Annotated in this window: 15 protein-coding genes; 13 read left to right on the top strand and 2 right to left on the bottom strand. The window is 75.5% G+C overall.

The window, feature by feature from the left end; genetic code table 11:
* Window positions 1-143: 143 nt before the first annotated feature.
* The 13 genes from ACFVHB_RS00360 (at window position 144) to ACFVHB_RS00300 (ending at window position 15,853) form a co-directional block, all read left to right on the top strand.
* Window positions 144-1,025, top strand: coding sequence for a CHAT domain-containing protein (locus ACFVHB_RS00360; RefSeq protein ID WP_380314003.1), 882 nt, complete (start codon window positions 144-146; stop codon window positions 1,023-1,025).
* Window positions 1,022-1,687, top strand: coding sequence for a hypothetical protein (locus ACFVHB_RS00355; RefSeq protein ID WP_380314002.1), 666 nt, complete (start codon window positions 1,022-1,024; stop codon window positions 1,685-1,687). The genes ACFVHB_RS00360 and ACFVHB_RS00355 overlap by 4 nt, the downstream gene beginning before the upstream one ends.
* A 1-nt stretch (window position 1,688) precedes the next feature.
* A complete protein-coding gene (locus ACFVHB_RS00350) occupies window positions 1,689-2,723 on the top strand; it encodes a HesA/MoeB/ThiF family protein (protein ID WP_380314001.1) in 1,035 nt (344 codons plus the stop codon).
* Window positions 2,720-4,264 (top strand): effector-associated domain EAD1-containing protein, encoded by a 1,545-nt coding sequence (locus tag ACFVHB_RS00345; protein WP_380314000.1) that lies wholly within the window; start codon window positions 2,720-2,722, stop codon window positions 4,262-4,264. The genes ACFVHB_RS00350 and ACFVHB_RS00345 overlap by 4 nt, the downstream gene beginning before the upstream one ends.
* Window positions 4,254-5,324, top strand: coding sequence for a JAB N-terminal domain-containing protein (locus ACFVHB_RS00340; protein WP_380313999.1), 1,071 nt, complete (start codon window positions 4,254-4,256; stop codon window positions 5,322-5,324). The genes ACFVHB_RS00345 and ACFVHB_RS00340 overlap by 11 nt, the downstream gene beginning before the upstream one ends.
* Complete coding sequence (locus ACFVHB_RS00335) at window positions 5,314-6,123, top strand: hypothetical protein (RefSeq protein ID WP_380313998.1); 810 nt, start codon at window positions 5,314-5,316, stop codon at window positions 6,121-6,123. Before ACFVHB_RS00340 ends, ACFVHB_RS00335 begins: the two co-directional genes overlap by 11 nt.
* Complete coding sequence (locus ACFVHB_RS00330; RefSeq protein ID WP_380313997.1) at window positions 6,120-7,985, top strand: AAA family ATPase; 1,866 nt, start codon at window positions 6,120-6,122, stop codon at window positions 7,983-7,985. The genes ACFVHB_RS00335 and ACFVHB_RS00330 overlap by 4 nt, the downstream gene beginning before the upstream one ends.
* A 22-nt stretch (window positions 7,986-8,007) precedes the next feature.
* Complete coding sequence (locus ACFVHB_RS00325) at window positions 8,008-9,195, top strand: AAA family ATPase (protein ID WP_380313996.1); 1,188 nt, start codon at window positions 8,008-8,010, stop codon at window positions 9,193-9,195.
* A gap of 34 nt (window positions 9,196-9,229) precedes the next feature.
* The gene (locus tag ACFVHB_RS00320) at window positions 9,230-10,024 is read left to right on the top strand and encodes a hypothetical protein (RefSeq protein ID WP_380313995.1); all 795 of its coding nucleotides are present in this window, start codon (window positions 9,230-9,232) and stop codon (window positions 10,022-10,024) included.
* Between the two features lie 4 nt (window positions 10,025-10,028).
* The gene (locus ACFVHB_RS00315) at window positions 10,029-10,292 is read left to right on the top strand and encodes a hypothetical protein (protein WP_380313994.1); all 264 of its coding nucleotides are present in this window, start codon (window positions 10,029-10,031) and stop codon (window positions 10,290-10,292) included.
* On the top strand, window positions 10,289-10,945 hold the full coding sequence (locus tag ACFVHB_RS00310) for a hypothetical protein (RefSeq protein ID WP_380313993.1): 657 nt from the start codon (window positions 10,289-10,291) through the stop codon (window positions 10,943-10,945). The genes ACFVHB_RS00315 and ACFVHB_RS00310 overlap by 4 nt, the downstream gene beginning before the upstream one ends.
* A 100-nt stretch (window positions 10,946-11,045) precedes the next feature.
* Entirely contained in the window at window positions 11,046-12,701 is a 1,656-nt protein-coding gene (locus tag ACFVHB_RS00305; RefSeq protein ID WP_380313992.1) for a hypothetical protein, read from the top strand.
* Complete coding sequence (locus ACFVHB_RS00300; RefSeq protein ID WP_380313991.1) at window positions 12,698-15,853, top strand: WD40 repeat domain-containing protein; 3,156 nt, start codon at window positions 12,698-12,700, stop codon at window positions 15,851-15,853. Before ACFVHB_RS00305 ends, ACFVHB_RS00300 begins: the two co-directional genes overlap by 4 nt.
* A 111-nt stretch (window positions 15,854-15,964) precedes the next feature.
* Here ACFVHB_RS00300 and ACFVHB_RS00295 read toward each other — a convergent pair whose 3' ends face one another.
* Together ACFVHB_RS00295 and ACFVHB_RS00290 are read right to left on the bottom strand one after the other, a co-directional pair.
* Window positions 15,965-16,210, bottom strand: coding sequence for a radical SAM-modified peptide, FtsH ternary system-associated (locus ACFVHB_RS00295; protein WP_380313990.1), 246 nt, complete (start codon window positions 16,208-16,210; stop codon window positions 15,965-15,967).
* A 5-nt stretch (window positions 16,211-16,215) separates the two neighbouring features.
* Complete coding sequence (locus tag ACFVHB_RS00290) at window positions 16,216-17,115, bottom strand: radical SAM protein (protein ID WP_380313989.1); 900 nt, start codon at window positions 17,113-17,115, stop codon at window positions 16,216-16,218.
* Window positions 17,116-17,373: the final 258 nt, after the last annotated feature.

The following is a 17,373-nucleotide window of genomic DNA, read 5'->3' as shown; positions in this document are numbered from 1 at the left end:
ACTCAAGCCGTTCGGCCACTCCCCGCCCCCAGGCATGCTCGGGCCCCGCGGTCTCGTCCGAGACCGGTACTGAAAGTACACCTCCAGCCCCACTTTCCTGCGTAGGATTCGGCATCAACTCATAACGTTCGATGGGAGGGTGATTGATCATCAGCAACCAGTGGGACCTCGTCCGCCGGGAGCGGGGATTCGCCCTCCTGGGGGAGCTGTTCGCCGGCCAGACCGCCTGCCAGCACCTCCTGGACGACGTGGGCGTCGGCCTGGCCGACGTGCCCGCGTTCGGCCCGCTGACGCCGGCCGACTGGTGGCGGCAGGTCTGCCGACTGGTGGCGAACGGCCGCTTCGAGCACGTCGACCTGGCCCGGCTGCTGGCCGCCGCCGCGGACCAGTTCCCCGCCAGCGAGCCGCTGCGCCGCCTGGCCGGCCTGCTGGCCGACGCCGACCGGCCCGGCGCCGGCCCCGGCCGGCCGCTACGCATCCTCTGTCTGCTGGCCGGCCCGGTCGGCGAGCCCGCGCTGCGCCTCGGTGAGGAGCTGCGCCGGATCATGCGGGCCGTCGACGCCTCGGCCGGCCGGCTGGAGCTCACCGTGCAGCCGGCCGCCCGGATCGCCGACCTGCTGCCACTGCTCCGGCGGGCCCGCCCCGACCTCCTGCACTTCGCCGGCCACGGCACCGCGCTCGACGGCCTGGTCTTCGAGGACGCCGAGGGCCTGCCGGCCACGCTGCCGATCGAGGCGCTCGCCGGGGCGCTGGCGGCCTTCGGCCGGCTGGAGTGCGTCCTGCTCAGCTGCTGCTGGTCGGCCGGCCACTCGGGCGTGCTGGCCGCCCGCAGCCGCCTGGCCATCGGCAGCGAGGCCGAGCTCGGCGACCGCGCGGCCGTGGAGTTCAGCGCCGGCTTCTACGACGCGCTGGCCGCCGGGAGCACCCCGGCGCGGGCGTACGCCGAGGCCGTGGCCGCCGTCCGGCTGCTCGGCCTGCCGACGGACGGACTGCACCGGTACCCGACGGAGGAGGAGCCCGAGTGACGACGCCGCAGAGCCCCGACGACACGGCCGCGGCCGGCGTCCCCCCGGGCGGCCGGCCACCCGAGGACGGCGTCAAGGCGGCCTTCAACCTCGGCGAGCTCCGTGGCAGACAGCCCGGTTCCTCCGGGGTTGACGGCCCGGCACCCACCGGGCGGGAGTCGCCCTGGGTACGAACCTGGCGGCCGCCCGGCGCGACCCGGCGCCACCCCTGCCTGGTCTGCGGGCACACCTTCCGCCGGGGCGACCAGGTGTACCTGCGCTACGACGCCGAGCACCGGCTGGTCGAAGTCACCCATCACATGCCCCACCTGCCGTGCAGCGGCCTGGTCCAGCAGGCGACGCAGACCGACGCGCAGGCTGCGGCGGACTTCTTCCGCGGAGTCGACCTCGGCGACCCGCTGCCGGACGAGGTGCACGTCACCCGGCTGATGCCCGATGACCCCGTGCTGTCCGGGCCGGAGCACGCCCGCTGCTTCGTCTGCGCGCACAGCCTGCGCCCGTTCGAGTCGGTGGTGATCTGTCCCTGCGATCCCGCCGACCCCGGCTGCCGGACCAGCGCCCACCAGGACCCGGCCCGCGGCCTCACCTGCTTCGAGGACTGGCAGCCCGGGCTGGAGGTCACCCGGTGCCCGATGAACTTCCAGCTGAGAAAACGGGGTTGAGGTGGAAAGGTTCGCCCGCCAGCGGCTCGTTCCGGGCTGGGACCAGGACCGCCTGGGCCGGTCCCGGGTAATCATCTGCGGCGTCGGCGCGCTGGGCAACGAGGTGGCCCGGCTGCTCGCCCTGGCCGGGGTCGGCTGCCTGCTGCTCTGCGACCCCGACGTGGTGGCCGAGTCGAACCTCAGCCGCACTCCGCTGTTCCGGCCCGCCGACATCGGCCGGCCCAAGGCGGAGGCGGCCGTCCCCGAACTCCTCGCCCTGAACCCCGGGATCCGGCTGATACCCCGGACGGCCGCCCTGGCGGAGGGCATCGGACTCGCCGAACTGCGGGACGCCGACCTGGTGGTGAGCTGTCTGGACAGCATCGCCTCCCGGGTCCAGCTGGCCGGCCGGTGCAACCAGGTCGGGGTGGACCTGCTCGACGGCGGAACCAATGCCTGGGGCGGCGAGGTCCGCTACTACCGGACCGGGGAGCACTGTTACGGATGCGGCCTGACGCCGCACCAGCGCGCGGTCGAGGACGACCCGTGGAGCTGCGGCGCCGCGGCCCGGACCACCGTGGCCGGCGCCACCGCGCCCGTCTCGGCCCTGATCGGCTCCTGGCTGGCGACCACGGCGGTCCGGCTGCTGCTCCTGCTGGAGACGGAGCCGGGGATCCTCCGGGTGGACGCCGCCGGCCGCCAGGCCGGCCCGGTATCCGTCCGGCGCGATCCGGACTGCCCGCTGCACCGCCGGATCCCGCCCGAGGCGGTGCGGCCGGTGCCGCTCACCCACCGCGCCTCGGTGGCCGAGCTGCTCGCCGTCACCGCCCCCGGGGAGACCCCGCTGACCTGGGCGCCGCTGCGGATCCCGGGACAGCGGGCGGCCGATGCCGCCACCGGGTCCACCAAGCTCGCGGACGCGCCGCCGCAGGCTCGGCTCGCGGACGTCGCGGTGGCCCCGCGCGAGATCCTGCCCGTGCTCGGCCGAGGCCCCGATGGAGCTCGCACGGTCCGCTATCTGGAACTGTCTGGCGATGAGGAGGAGGCGTCCCGGTGACGGACGAGCAGAGAGAGAGCAACCGCAAGGCCCTGATCAACCTGCTGGCCCTCCTCTACCGCGAGGAGGGCCGGGCGACGGCCGTACTGGACGACATCGGCTGGCCGCCCAACCTGCCGGCCTGGAGCGGCGCCAACGGCCCCGCATCCGCCTGGCGCGTGGTCGTCGAGAATCTCGAACGCGGGGTCCTGGAGCACGGGATGGTCCTCCTGATGACGCGGGCCCGGGAGGACTTTCCCGGCAATCCCGATGTCCGGCGTCATCTGCACCGGCTCCGGGCCGAACAGGCCGCCCAGGAGGCCGAGGAGGAGCGCTTCCAACACCCAGGTCCGGCAGCTGCCCACCGCTCGGACGACTCCGGCGGCCGGCACCGGACGGTGGAGTTCTCCGGCAGCTCCAACCACCTGAGCCTGCTGAAGCTGGTGCGCGACCTGGTCGACCCCCAGGCCACCCAGATTTACGCCGGCGGCCAGCACTCCGCCGTCGCCGTCGCGGCGATGCCGCCCGGCCGGCTGGGGGAGCTGCGCGAACGGGCCCGGGCCGTCGACCCGAACGTGGAGACCTACTACGGCGACTACGACTTCCAGCCTGCTCTGCTGACCGTGGAGATCCAGGGCCCCGACCGGCAGCTCTTCCGCATGTCGCACGTCCCCAACACGGCGCTGCCACGCGATATCGTGCCCGCGGTCTGGTCCCAGTACCGGGACGAGCAGTCCCGCACCCCGCAGGGCGCGCCGGTGCGCAGCGTGATCGACCACCGGGACGCCAACGGCGAGGTCCACCGGCTGAACCCGGACATCCCGCTGCACCAGCAGAACATCCGCACCGGGGCCCGGCTGGAGCTGTCCGCCGAGTCCACCGCGGGCGTGGACCTCGAAATGCGGCTGGAGATGAGCCAGATCGCGTGGGACGACATCGCCCAGTTCGCCGCCGAGCACCCCGAGTTCCGGCTGATCGGCACCGACAACGACGACGTCCCGGAGATCTTCACCGTGGCGCTGGACGTCACCAGCTTCGCGCTGCCGGAGGCGCTCGCGTTCGCCGAACCGACGCCCGACAGGCCCTTCCTCCAGCCCGAGTTGATCCACCACCACAAGCTGGAGATCCGGCTGCCCAGCGAGTTCCCGGTCCGGCCGCCGACCGTGATCTGGCTGACCCCGATCTACCACCCCAACATCCGGCGGGCCGCCGTCGGGCCGCGCATCGTCTGCCTCGGCCCGCTGAGCGAGGACTACAAGCCCTCGAACAGCCTGTACGACCTCTGCCAGCACCTGGTCGACATCGCGCGCTACCACAACTACGGAATCCTGTCGGACAACAGCGTGGCGTTCGACGACGAGAGCCTGATCATCGAGCTGATCCAGAACGGCACCTACTTCGACCGGGGCGCGGCGTTCTGGGCCTTCTCCGACGACGGCCAGGCGCAGATCAAGGCCATCGGAGGCAGGACCCTGGAGGACCGGGCCGGGCTGGTCCCGCCGGACCGGCCGCCGATGCCACTGCAGATCGTCCCACTGGAGGAGGTCGACGATGAGCAGTGACCCGAGCGGCGGTTCGGCCATGATCGTCCTGTACAAGGGCCGGACCTTCGAGCGCGCCGCGTCCGTCCCGCTCAGCGGGATGGTCGTCGCCGCCCTGGAGTCGCACCTGCCCGCCCTGCAGTCGCCGGCCCGGCTCTCCGTCCGCCTGCGGTTCCTCGCCCGCCCCGACCCGAGGGTGATCGAGGGGCCGCCGGTCCTGCACAACCTGCGCAGCCAGATCGGCCAGATCCACGTCGAGATCGGCTCCCAGGGCCGGCCGATCGTCAGGGAGGTGTTCAGCGTCCGGTCGCTGCTGGGCCCGCTGCTGCTGCGGACCGTCTCGCAGCTGGACCCGCGGGCCGAGGTCTGGGGCTTCTGCCTGGAGCACCCCCGGCTCGACCGGTACGACCTGCACCGCCCGACCCCGCCGGTCGAGGGCAGCATGGAGATCGACCTGCGGGACACCCGGCCCGGCCTGACGGTCAGCACGGTCGAGGCCGATCCCGTGCCGCTCGCCGTGCCCGACGACTTCGGCATCGACCCGGCCCGGGTCGGGCGGGTCGGCATCCTGCTCGGGCACGAGCTCCGCGAGCGGCTGGCGACGATGCCGCTGTCCTCCCGCCTGGAGGAGGGCGGGTTCCTGCTCGGCCGGCCGCACCGGCTCGCCCCGTCGGACGGCACGCCGCCCGGCCAGGAGCGCTACCTGCTGGAGGTGTCGGCGATCACCCCGGCCGAGCACTCGGGCGCCTCGGTCTCCCACTTCACCTTCACCGGCGACTCGTTCCGGGAGCTGAACCGGCGGCTCACCGAGTCCGAGCGGGACGAGCAGCTCGTCGGCTGGTACCACACCCACCTGTTCAGCGGCCGCAAGTCCGGGCTGTCGAGCATCGACGTGGACATGCACCACGGGACCTTCCGACAGCCCTGGCAGGTCGCGGCGTTGATCAATCTGACCTCCGAGGAGCGGCTGCTGCGCTTCTACCGGTGGGCCGACCAGGAGATGCGGGAATGCGCAGTGTGGGTGGGCGATGAGCGCGGCCGATACCGCTTTGCGGGTACTTCTCTGGACTATGCGGCCTGACCCGGCCGCCCTTCCCGAGGGCCGGCTGCGGCACCCGCTCGACCTCGCCGACCCCGACCCGGACACCGCCTCCCTCACCGCCACCCTGGCGGCCCGGACGGCCGCCCGGCTGCGGCTGGACCGGCTGGCCGGGGCGGAACGCCGGCCGGTGGGAGTCGGCGCCGTCCTGGCGGCCGCCGCCGTGGGCGGCCGGGCCGAGCCGGCCGCCGGCGCGCTGCTCGACGCGGTGCCGCCGCCCGCCTCGTTCTGGGACGTACTGGCCTGCCACGGGGTGGCCGGACCGGTGCTCGGCCTGCACCACGGGCAGCTGGATCCGCGGTTCGCCGAGGCCCTGCTGGACGTCTCGCCGCTCACCGGGGTGCTGGACCGGCCCGGCGGGCGCACCCAGGCGGCGGCCGAGGAACTGCTGATCGACGTCCTGCTGCCGGACCGGCAGGGCCGCCGCACCGTCGCCTCGGTCTGGGCCGAGCCGCCCGCCTCGCCGGCCCAGGCGCTGTGGCGCGGCACGATGCTGGACCGGCTGCGCCTGGCCGACACCGCGTTCGTGCTGAACGTCTACGAGACCGCGATGCTGCTGCACCGCCCCGGTCACCTGGCCCGGGTCGAGGACGCCCGCGCCGCCCTCGTCCCGCCCGCCGACCTGGACCGGGCCCGGCCGGTCGCCCGCTGGTGGTCGGCGCTGGCCAAGCTGGAACGCTCGCGACGGCGCCTGCTGCGCGAACGCCCGGGACTCCACCCCGACTACCTCGCCGGTGTCCGCCTGCACTGGCAGCTGACCCGCCTGGAGGCCCTGCGGTGAGCCGAATCCGCCCCCTGCCCGTGGTGGTGCCCGACGAGGACGCGCTGCGCGCCCTGCGCCGCCTGCCGGGCACCACCCCGGTGGCCGAGGCCCTCGGCACGGGCCCGTACCTGCTGCTCGCCCCGCTCCGCGCCGAATGGGCCGGACTCCCGCTGACCGCCGTGCGGCTGGAACCGGCGCTGCGCCACGAGCTGGCCGACGGCACCCCGGTCTACCTGCCGCCCCCGCCCGCCGGGCCCGGGCACCGGCCGGGGCTGTCCGCGGAACCCGAGCCCGCCCCGGGCGGCGAGGACGCCGGACCGCCACCGCCGGACCGCCCGCAGAGCCTCGACGAGGCCACCGCCAGCCGGATCGCGCACCGCGCCGACATCGCCCGGGTCGCCTCGCTGCTGCGGGCCGGGCTGTCCGTCCTGGTGGTCGCCGAGAAGTCGGTGGTGCCGCACCTGTGGCGGGAGATGGCGCAGCGGGCCGCGCTGCGGCCGGCCCTGCTGGAGCAGGAGGAGCGGGAGGAGGAGTCCGCGCAGCCCGAGGGCCTGGTGCCGGTCCAGCAGAACCAGCGGCAGCGGCTGCTCGCCCGGCTGCGCACGCTGACCCGCACCCTCAAGTCCGACCAGGTGCTGGTGGTGCAGCACCTGGACCTGCTCGCGGGCGGGACGGACGGCACGCTGTCCGGCGAGTCCCGGGAGCTCACCGGCCTGGTGCACGCGGCGCCCGAGCAGATCATGCTGGCCTTCGTCGCCCCGTCGCTCTCGGTGCCGGAGGTGCTGGCGGAGCGCTTCAGCGCCCGGGTGGTGATCACCGGCACGCCCCGGACCGTGCCCGACCCGGAGACCGGCGAGGAGGTCCCGCTCGGGGTCGCGCTGGTGACGGCTGAGGAGGCCGAGCGGTTCCCCGGCTTCGACGCCGGGGACTTCTACAAGCACGTCGCCGGGATGAACCCGGTGCTGCTGCGGCAGGCGATGCGGTACGCCATGGAGGCCCATCCGGAGGGTACGGCCACGCCCCGCACGCTCTACCGGACCATCCGGGAGTTCAAGGCCCAGCTGTCGACCAGCTTCGAGGTGCCGGACGTCGGCTGGGAGGACATCGCCGGCTACGCCCACGTCAAGGCCGAGATCCAGCAGGCCGTGGACATCATCATGGGCCACCACCAGGTGCCCCCGAAGTACGAGGCGCTGCGCGGTCGGCTGATCCCCAAGGGCTTCATCTTCCACGGCCCGCCGGGCACCGGGAAGACGCTGTTCGCCAAGGCGATCGCCAACCGGATGGGCGGGACCATCCTGGTGGTCTCCGGGCCCGAGGTCACCGACAAGTACGTCGGCGAGAGCGAGCGCCGGGTCCGCGAGATCTTCGCCGACGCGCGCCGCAACGCGCCCGCGGTGATCGTCTTCGACGAGTTCGACTCGATCGCGGCCCGCCGCTCCGGCACCAACGACGGTGCCTCGCGGGCCGGCAACGCGCTGGTCGCCCAGATCCTCACCGAGATGGACGGCTTCCGCCCCGACGTGCCGGTGCTGGTGATCGGCACCACCAACCGGCTGGACATGATCGACGAGGCGCTGCTGCGCCCCAGCCGGTTCCAGAGCATCGACATCGGCCTGCCGGACGACGAGACCCGGCTGGCCATGGTGCGGCTGCACGCGGGCAAGTTCGGGATCGACGTCGGCCGCGGGGTGGACCTGCTGGTCGCCGACGCGATGCGCCGGCGCAACGGTGACGACATCCACTCGGTGTTCCGGGACGCGTTCGTCGCCGCGCACTTCCAGAACCCGCCCGTCCCGCCGGACGCCGAGCAGTTGGGGCTGATCGTGGGCCGGCTCCAGCGGTCGATCCGGTCGCGGCGGATGGCGGGGCATTCGTGAGCCACGGTCGAGGGGGAAGAGCATGACGTGGGGTCCGGAGATCCTCGGGACCGTCCAGGACCTGGACTACGCCCGCCGCGAGCTGGGTCGGCGGTTCGTCGGCCGGGAGCGGGCGATCGAGCTGCTGCAGCTGGCGGTGGTGTGCCGGGAGCACGCCCTGCTGCTCGGGGCGACCGGCACCGCGAAGAGCGCGCTGATCGCGGCCCTGGCCCGGCAGATCGAGGCGAGCCGGTTCAGCTACCTGCTGACCAGGTTCACCGAGCCGGCCGAGCTGTTCGGCGCGCTGGACTTCGGCGCGTTCCAGCAGGGCACCTACCGGGTGCTGACCGAGCGCATGCTGCCGCAGTCCGAACTGGTCTTCCTGGACGAGGTGTTCCAGGGCAGCAGCGCCATCCTCAACACCCTGCTGACGCTCCTCAACGAACGGCGCTTCCACAACGGCGCCGAGGTCTGCCGGACGCCGCTGGTCACCCTGCTGGGCGCGTCCAACGAGATACCGGAGGACCCGGGGCTGAAGGCCTTCGCCGACCGGTTCCTGCTCCGGCTGGAGGTGGCGCCGGTCGGGGGGAACCGGCTGGACGACCTGCTCGCGGTGGGCTGGGAGCACGAGCGGGAACGCGCGGAGGACCTGCACCCCCGGCACCGGGAGGAGGGGGCCCGGCCGGCCCGGGCGGCCGGCGACCTGTCCGCCGTGGTCTCGATGCGCAGCCTCGCCGCACTGACCCGCGCGCTGTTCGAGGTCCGCCTGGACGAGGTGCTGCCGGTCCACCACGAGCTGGTCCAGGAGCTGCTGGTCCAGGGCGTCGAGCTGTCCGACCGGCGGCTGGTGCGGAGCCTGAAGCTGGTCGCCGGCGCCGCCCTGCTCCGCGGGGCCGACTCCGCCACCCCGGCCGACCTGTGGCCGCTGGCCCACATCTGGACCGACCCGGCGGACCGGGCGGTCGTCGAGCAGTCCGTGCACGCCGCGGTCGAGCGGCACGGCGGAGCAGGGCGGGAGCGGGTCGCCGGGGCGGCGGAGCTCCTGGCGGACGCCCGGGCGATCGCCGACCCGCTGCTGGAGCGGCCGCCCGCCAACGACGACGTGATCATCGCGGTGCTGCGGCAACTCAACGAGCTGCGTAACGATCTGACACTCCATCATCACCAGGACGGCACCGCCCTGCACGAACTGTCGCGTATCATCGCATCGGTCAACGGCCTGCTGCCGTGAGCGGCTTGACCGCCCGACACCCCTAGGGGGCTTCATGTGCAACCCTCGAAGAATCGAAGTCCGGGCCACCAGCACCCTGAGCCGGACCTGGCAGGAAACCCTCACCAGAACCGCCAGCGCGACCGTCGACGTCACCGGTGAGGCGCGGCTGCGCCAGCCGTTCGGCACCCTCCTCGGCAGCCCGCTGCGGCACGCCTTCGAGCAGGCCCTGGGCGCGGACCCGCGGTGGACCTGGTCGGACGGGGCCTACCGGCTCGCACTGGAGGACGGCGAGGTCGCCTACCACCCCGGGACCGGCGAGATCGAGATGACCGCCCGCCGGTCCGGGCTGGCCGAGGCGCGGGGCAGCGCCTCCCGGACGGTCTCCGGCCGGATCACCGCCAACACCGACGCGACCGCGTCCGGCACCTACTACGGCGACGGGTGGGCCGGCCAGACCGAGGCGTACGTCAGGTCGCAGCTGCACTCCAAGCTGCAGAAGGAGTCCGACCGCAAGGCCGAGCAGGAGGCGGACCAGCAGGAAATCCGGGCGCGCGACCGGGGCCGGAGCCAACTCGCCGACCAGCAGGGGGAGATCGACGAGCTGGCGGCGGACGACGCACGGCGCAACCTCGGCGCCGTGGCCGAACGGGCCCGCGCCGGACTGGACCGGCAGGCCTCCGAACAGCTCGCCGAGACCCGGGACACCTACCTGCGCCCGGTCAACCTGGTCCTCAGGACGGCCTACCGGGACACCATCGAGGCCTACGCCAGGGCCCACGGGGCGCAGAACCTGTCCGTGGACGAGGACGGCGACGGGCTCGTCATCGAGTTCGAGATCGAGGGCTGACGCCATGCGCGTGAAGGTGTCCTTCCGGTACAACGCCGCCACCGGCCTGGTCGAGGAGTTCCGAGTGGACGACCTCGACCAGACCGGGGAGGAGGACCACGACGAGCTGCACGAGGACATCGCGCTCAGGCTCGGCCAGTTGCTCGACCGGGTCCCCGTCATCCACGAGATCCTGCCCGAGCAGGATGCGGCGGCGATCCCGCAGGAGACCGGCGGCGAGCAGCCCGAGGAGATCACGGTCGTGCGGCCGGAGCGTCGGGTCCTGTGACCAACCGAACGGTCCTGCTGGAGCGGGCCGCCCAGTGCTACGTCGCCGTCGGCCACTTCGCCCAGGCCGCCGACTGCCGGGAGCGTGCCGGCCACCTGCTGGCCGCGGCCGCGCTCTGGGAGCGGGCCGGGGACCCGGCACGGGCGGCCGACTGCTGGCGCAGGGTCGGCCGCCCGCTCAGGGCCGCCGAATGCCTGGAGGCGCTCGGGAAGCACGCCGAGGCGGCCGAGTGCCACCGGGAGGCGGGCGACGCCCTGACCGGCGGCTGGCTGCTCGTCACCCGGGCCGGGCAGCCGGCCGCCGGCGAGCGGATGCTGCGCTCGGCCACCGTCGGCCAGGAGGGCGAGCAGGTACGGCTCGACCTCGCCCTGGCCCTCGCCAGGGCCCTCGGCGAGGGCGGCACCGACGGCCTGATCCGCGCCGTCGACGCCCTGCTCGACCGGCTGCCCGGCCTGCCGCCCGAGCAGCAGCGGCGCGCCGAGCAGTGGGCCGTGACCGCGGCCGAGCGGATCGACCGCCCCGACCTGGGCGCCACGGTGTTCACCAGCTCCTACCTGGCCCGGGTGCCCGGCGTGGTGGAGCGCTGGCAGGAGTGGGCGGTCCGGGTGCTGGGCGGCACCGCCGGCGTGCCGGCCGAACCGCTCGCGCACTGACGGGAGGCCGGGGCACGGGCGCCCGGCCCACCCGCGCACGGCCGTCCCACCGGCCGGAACAGCGCACCAACCGGAGCCCGAGGCAGGCAGGAAAGGCCCAGTGACCAGCAGAGTCGGCAAGTGGTGGTTCCGCGACCGGAACGCGCAGTCCCGCCCGACCGGAACGGGCGACAGCCGCACCGTCCGGCCGCTCGAGGTGGACCAGATCGACCTGCCGCACCAGCCTCCGCCGCACCGCTACGTCATCGACGAGCGGCCCGCTCAGCCCGTACCGCCACCACCACCGCCCCGCACGCCCGAACCCGACGAGCCGGCCGAGGCGCCGGTCCACTCCGCCACCGTCCGCTCCGCCACCGTCCGCTTCGCCTCCCCGCGCGCCGCGCTCGGCTACCTGGCCGAGATCGTCGACCTGCGCGTCCCGCCGATCGAGGTCTCCGCCCGGGACGGCTCGGTCCTGTTCCACCTCGACCCGGTGCTGCTCTCCAGCGCCCCGCTGGCCGTCCGGTACGGCGGCGAGGTGTACGAGGGCGGATGGGTGCCCGGCCCGGCCGGTGACTGGCGGCCGGCGGGCCCGGCCGACCTCGCGGTGCACGCCCCGCCCGGGCGGCTGCCGGAGGCGCTCGACGACGTCAGCGTCCTGGTCAGCGGCCCGCTCGGCCGCTGGGTGCTCCGGCACAGCATGCGGCGCGGCGTGCCCGCCGGGTTCATGGCCGTCGACCGGGTGGACGAGCGCGGCACGGTGACCGACCGCAGCTGGCTGCTGGTGCGCCTGCGGTCCCCGCACGGGCCGGTGCCGGCCGCGCTGCTGGCCTCCCTCCTCCGGCTGCCCGACACCGTGGTCTGCCGCCGGGCCAGCCCCGACGGGCGGCTCCTGATCGACGTCCGGCTGCGCCTCCCGCTCGACGACCGGCACCTGCTGGACGCCCTGCCCGAGGACGTCCGCCAGGTGCTGCCCGCCGCCGGCCCGGCCTGGTACTGGTCACCGGCCGGGATCGAGTCCGAGGCCGCGCTGCTGGCCGTGCCCGAGCACCGCCCGGTCGCCGCCGCGCCGCCCGCCGGCGGCACCCGGGCCGTCCCCGGGAGCGGCGCGCCGATGACCGTCCGGGTCGTGGCCAGCCCCGCCGCCGCCACCGTCCGGACCGACGCCGTCCTGGTCGAGGACGACGAACTCGACCTGCTGCGCCACTTCCTGCTCGGCCGGCCGCTGCACGAGAGCGCCTTCCTCGTCTTCGGCCCCGGCCGGCACCTGGTCAGCGCCGCGCCCGGACTGGCCCGCGGACTGCCGTTCGGCATACCGCTGCGACACGTCGGCCCCGGCGGCCTGTACGTGGAGAGCGGCTGCGCCCTCTCCCCGCCGCTCCCCCCGTCCGCCCGCGAGGAGGTGTTCGGGCTGCGGCCGGACACCGTCACCGTCCTCGGCCGCGGCGGGGCCTGGCGGCTCGACGCCCGGCCCGTCCCGGCCTGGACGCTCTGGCTGCCCGAGCCGCCCGCCTTCGTCGCCGGCGTCTCCGACACCGCCCGGGAGATCCTCCGGCGGCTCGGCGAGGAGGAGACCGAGGAACCCGCCCCGGAGGCCGCCGGGCCCGGCACCGGGGAGGCCCGTCGCCGGCTGCTCCAGGAGGCCGCCGAGCTGACCCTCCAGCGCGAGTACCGGGCCGCCGCGGAACGGCTGGAGGCCGTCGGGCACTTCCTCCAGGCCGCGCAGATGTACGAGCGGGCGGCCGACGCGCAGCGGCCCGGGGAGCGGTTCCGGTGAGCACGCCCGGCGCGCAGCGGGGCACCGCGTGGACGGCCCGGCGGCTGCTCACCGTGCCCGTCCCGGACTGCCGGCTGCTCACCCTCTCCCCGGACGGCTCCGGCCTGGTCCTGCTGGACGGCACGGCGGTGCGCCGGGTGGACGACCGCGCCCGGCCGCTGTGGGAGGTGCCGTGGAGCGGCCCGGCACCGGACCGCGGCGCCACCGCTGCGGCCTGGACCCCGGAGGGCGACCGGCTCTTCCTGCTCGGCGGCGGGCGGCTGCTCTCCCTCGACGCGGACACCGGGACGCTGCTGCCGCTCCCGCCGGCCCTGCTCGACACCGCCTCGGCGACCGCCCTCGCGGTGTCCGGGGACGGCCGCACCCTCGCCGTGGGCCACCGTTCGGGCGACGTCCTGGTCTGGGACCTCGGCACCGGGGAGACCGTCGAGCTCTACGGCCTCGACCCGGTGGTCGCCGTCCACTGGCGCCCCCGCACCACCCAGCTCTACGTCGCCACCCCGTCCTCGGTCCAGCTCTGGGAACCGCTCGACCAGACCATGAGCGGCACCGTGGGCCCCCGCCACCACGGCCTGGGCCGGCTGGCCTGCGCCCCCGACGACCGGTACCTCGCGGTCGAGGAGCAGGGCCGGGTCGTCCTGGTCGACCCGGTGACCCACGCCGAGCTCGCCGGCCGCCCGCTCGACCGGCGCTGCGGCGCGCTCGCGTTCACGGACGACGGCACGCTGCTCGCCCTCGCCGCCCCGGGTGAGCGGCTGAGGCTGTTCGACTCCCACCTCGAACCGCGCGGGTCCGTCCCCGGCGACGTCCAGGGCCCCGCCGAACTCAGCCTCTCCGCCACCGGGTTGATCGCCGCCCGGCTGGACGACGGCGCGGTCGCCGTCTGGGAGCCGCCGGACGCCGCGCCCCGGCGGCGGCACCACCTGGCCCGCAGGTCGGCCGTCCGCCGGTGGGCCAACGCGATGGGCGCCACCGTGGGCAAGGTCTCCGCGACCGTCGACCGGAGCCGGCTGCTGGTCCGGCCGCTGCACGTGCCCGGCGCGGGCGACGGCTGCGCCACCCCGGTGCTGGCCTGGTCCCCGGCCGGCGACACCTGCTGGTACGAGTCCGGGCCCGGCACCCTCAGCGAGTTCCGGCCGGGCGACGGGACCGTCCTGCGGACCGTGGCCCTCCCGGGCCCCGCGACGGGCTGGTCCGACGCCGAGGCGCTCGGCCCGGACTCCCTCCTGCTGGCCCCGCCCGGCCGGGGCGGCCGGCAGCAACTGCTGGACCTCACCACCGGCGAGGCCGTCGCAGAACTGCCCGGAGGCCCGGCGGTGGCCGCCGACCCCACCGGCGCGCTCCGCTGGGCAACGCCCGAATCCGGCCGCCGGCCGCGGGAGCTGCTCGTCCACGACCTGACCGCGGGCGAGCCGCACACCCGGCGGCTGCCGGTCGACGGCGGGGTGGGCCGCCCCGCCTGGTCCCCGGACGGGCGCCGGCTCGCCGCCGGGGCCGACGGCCGGGTGCTGGTCTGGGAGCGGACCGGCTCCGGCGGCTGGCAGCGGGTCAAGGTCCTGGCCTGGCCCACCGGGCCGGTCGCGGTCGGCCGGGTGGCGTGGTCCCCCGACGGGCTGCGGCTGGCCGCGGCCCCGGGCAGCGGACAGGGCCCGGTCGCGGTGTGGAACACCGCCGACTGGGCGCTCACCGGCACCTTCGGCGTCGCCGGCGGCCCGGAGTGGGCACCGGCGCTGTCCTGGTACACGGACTCCCGGCTGCTGGCCTTCCCCTCGGCCGAGCAGGACGCCGCGATCGAGATCTGGGACGCCCGGACCGGCCGGCACGTGCGGACCCTGCTCCCGCCCGAGGGGGTCGGCAGCCACGTCTGGACGGTCCGCTGGTCCCCGACCGGCGACCGGCTCGCCACCGGCCACCACTCGGGCGCGGTCGTGCTCTGGGAGATCGCCGACGAGCGGCCGGGCGAACCCGACGGCGAGCCGCTGCCGCACTCCGAGGACCGGCTCGCCCGCCTGGGCGCCGCCGCCGGGCGGCTGGCCACCGGCACCCCGCTCTCCCTGCTGTCCGAGCTGCTCACCCTGGTCGGCGGCGCCGAACCCCCGCCGGGGCTGCTGCCGCTGGCCGGCCTGCGCGGCCTGCAGTCCCTGCGCGAACTCGGCTGGCCTCCCGCGGCGTTGCCCGGTCTCGTGCTGCTGCTGGTCTCCGGCCTGCCGCCGGCCGCCGCCTACCTGGCCCCGACCGACGCGGGCCCGGCCGAGCTCTCCGCCGCCCTGGGCCGGGCGTTGGTCGGCGCGACGGTCCAGCCCCGCCCGCCGGCCCCGCCGCTGACCGAGCTGACCGCGGCTGTCCAGGCCGTCGACGAACGCCTGTTGGGCCTGTTGCGCATCCTCGGGCCGGAGGCGGTCGCCGCCGATCCGACCCTCCCGGTCCGGGTCCGCGACTTCCGGATGACGCTGATCCCCCCGGGCCCGACCCAGCGGGTCCTGCTCGGCCTGCGGCTGCTGGAGGGCGAGCGCGGCCCGGCCACCGGCCGCGGCCCGACCGGCCGTTCCGGCCTGGCCCGGCACGGCGCCCCCAGCCGCCTGCTGCCCACCCAACTCGCCCTGCCCGAGGAGCTGTTGCGGCTGCGCCACAGCCGCAGCGAACTGCTCTTCCGGACCAGCCACGGCCTGATCCCACCCGACCCGCGCGGCGTGGTGCTGGTCCTGGACGACACTCCGGCCACGCACGGTGCGATCGGCTCGGTGCTGCGGCTCTCCGCACACCTGCTGGCCACCGCCGCGCTGCGCCGGGGCCGCCCCTGCGCCCTGGTCCGGATGGCCACCCCCTGGCAGCACCGGACGCTGGCCCGCCCGGAGGACCTGGTGCACCTCTGGGAGAGCGGGCCGCTCGCCACCGCCCAACCCGAGGCGTCCCTGCACACCGCCGCGGCGGCGGCCGGGCAGCTGGCCACCGGGCTCGGCGGGGCACCGCGGACGATCGTGCTGACCCACCCGTACCTGGTGTTCCCGCCCCGTCCCGGGCTGCGCGAGCTGCGCGTGCACTACCCCGGCCTGCCGGTGCGGGACACGGCCTGGCTCCGCTGGACGCTGCCGCCCGACCCGACGCCGGCCCAGCTGCGCGACGTCCTCACCGAGCTGCTCGTCGAGCCCTGAGCCGGGCCCGAGCGGACGCGGGACCGGGCCCCGAACGGACGCGGGACCGGGTCCCGAACGGACGCGGGACCGGGTCCCGAACGGGCCGGGGGCCCGGCGGGGGAACAGCGCTCAGCCGCAGAGCATCTGCTGGATCTCGTCCGGGCCGAGCCCCTGGAAGAGCGCGTCGATCAGCTCCGGCCGGAACGCGTCCCCGGTCAGCCGGACGCCGTCCGCGTCGGCCTCGATCCGGATCCGGACCAGCCGCCCCTCGGGGTGCCGCTCGTACTCCTCCGGCTGGATCAGGTCGGGGATGTGCTCCACCATCCGGTACGCGGGACCCTCCTGCCCGCCCTCCGCTTCCTCTTCCTCGATCACGGACCTCACCACCTTCCGTCCACCGGGGTGCCGCACGACGGGCAGGCACCCGACTCGATCCGGTTCCGCTCCAGCGACCAGACGCCCCGCTCCACCAGCACCTCGCGGCAGTGCGGGCACCTGGTCGCCCGGCCGTCCGCGCCGAGGGCGCGCTCCACGTAGACGTGGCGCAGCCCGGCCTCCCGGCCCACCCGTACGCCCGCGGCGAGTTCGGCGGGCGAGGTCGGGGCGTGGCCGGTCCGCCGGTAGGCGGGCGAGACCCGGCCCAGGTGCCACGGGACGCCCGGCCCGAGCGCGGCGACGGCTTCGGCGATCGGCCGCAGCTCCTCCGGCGTGGCGCTGATGCCGGGGATCAGCGGGGTCGACACCTCCAGCCACACGCCGCGCCCCTGCAGGCCGCGCAGCGTCTCCAGGACCGGTCCTACCCGGGCGCCGGTCAGCTCCAGGTGGCGCGCCTCGTCCACCGTCTTGAGGTCCACGTTGACCGCCGCCACCGCGCCGGCCGCCAGCTCGACGGCCTCCGGGGTGAGGAAGCCGTTGCTCTTCCAGAGCACCGGAACGCCCAGCGGGCGCCCGGATTCGGCCAGAGCCAGGGTCAGTTCGAGGGCCAGCGACGGTTCTGTGTAGGACAGCGCCACCGCGGCCCGCTCGGCCGCGGCGGCCGCCACCACGGCCGCCGCGTCGACCGGTTCGCCGGTCCACCGCACGCCGGGGTCGCGGCCGTACTGGGACACCCGGTGGTTGATGCAGTAGTCGCAGCGGAAGGTGCAGCCGGGCGCGGCCAGGGTCAGGCAGCGGCTCCCCGGGCGGTAGTGGAACAGCGGTTTGCGCTCCACCGCGTCGAGGTGGCGCACCGTGGTCGCGAAGGTCGCGGTCTCCAGCTCCGCACCGCTGCGCCGGCGCACCCCGCACGGGCCTGATTCACCGTCAGCAAGCGCGCAGCGCAGGGGACACAGCAGGCACTGGACTCGGTCGCCGCGAGGGCGGTGGAGCACCGCCGGCCTCCATTCCATGGACGGCAGCGTAGCGGCGGCGCCCGCGCGACGGCCCGCTTTCGGCCAATCCCTGCGCCCCCGGGGCCCGGGGGGTGGAAAACACCCCGCCCCCCCCCCCCGGGGGGGGGATAAAAAGGTCGAAAAACCCAGGCGCCCGGACCCCCCCCG

This window comes from Kitasatospora sp. NPDC127111, from assembly GCF_042677465.1.
GTDB lineage: Bacteria > Actinomycetota > Actinomycetes > Streptomycetales > Streptomycetaceae > Kitasatospora.
This window is presented reverse-complemented; position numbering and strand designations above follow the sequence as displayed.

Coding starts and splice junctions, on each gene's coding strand:
- ACFVHB_RS00340 (WP_380313999.1), top strand. CDS start 4,254: ATGAGCAGTGACCCGAGCGGCGGTTCGGCCATGATCGTCCTGTACAAG.
- ACFVHB_RS00335 (WP_380313998.1), top strand. CDS start 5,314: ATGCGGCCTGACCCGGCCGCCCTTCCCGAGGGCCGGCTGCGGCACCCG.
- ACFVHB_RS00325 (WP_380313996.1), top strand. CDS start 8,008: ATGACGTGGGGTCCGGAGATCCTCGGGACCGTCCAGGACCTGGACTAC.
- ACFVHB_RS00320 (WP_380313995.1), top strand. CDS start 9,230: ATGTGCAACCCTCGAAGAATCGAAGTCCGGGCCACCAGCACCCTGAGC.
- ACFVHB_RS00315 (WP_380313994.1), top strand. CDS start 10,029: ATGCGCGTGAAGGTGTCCTTCCGGTACAACGCCGCCACCGGCCTGGTC.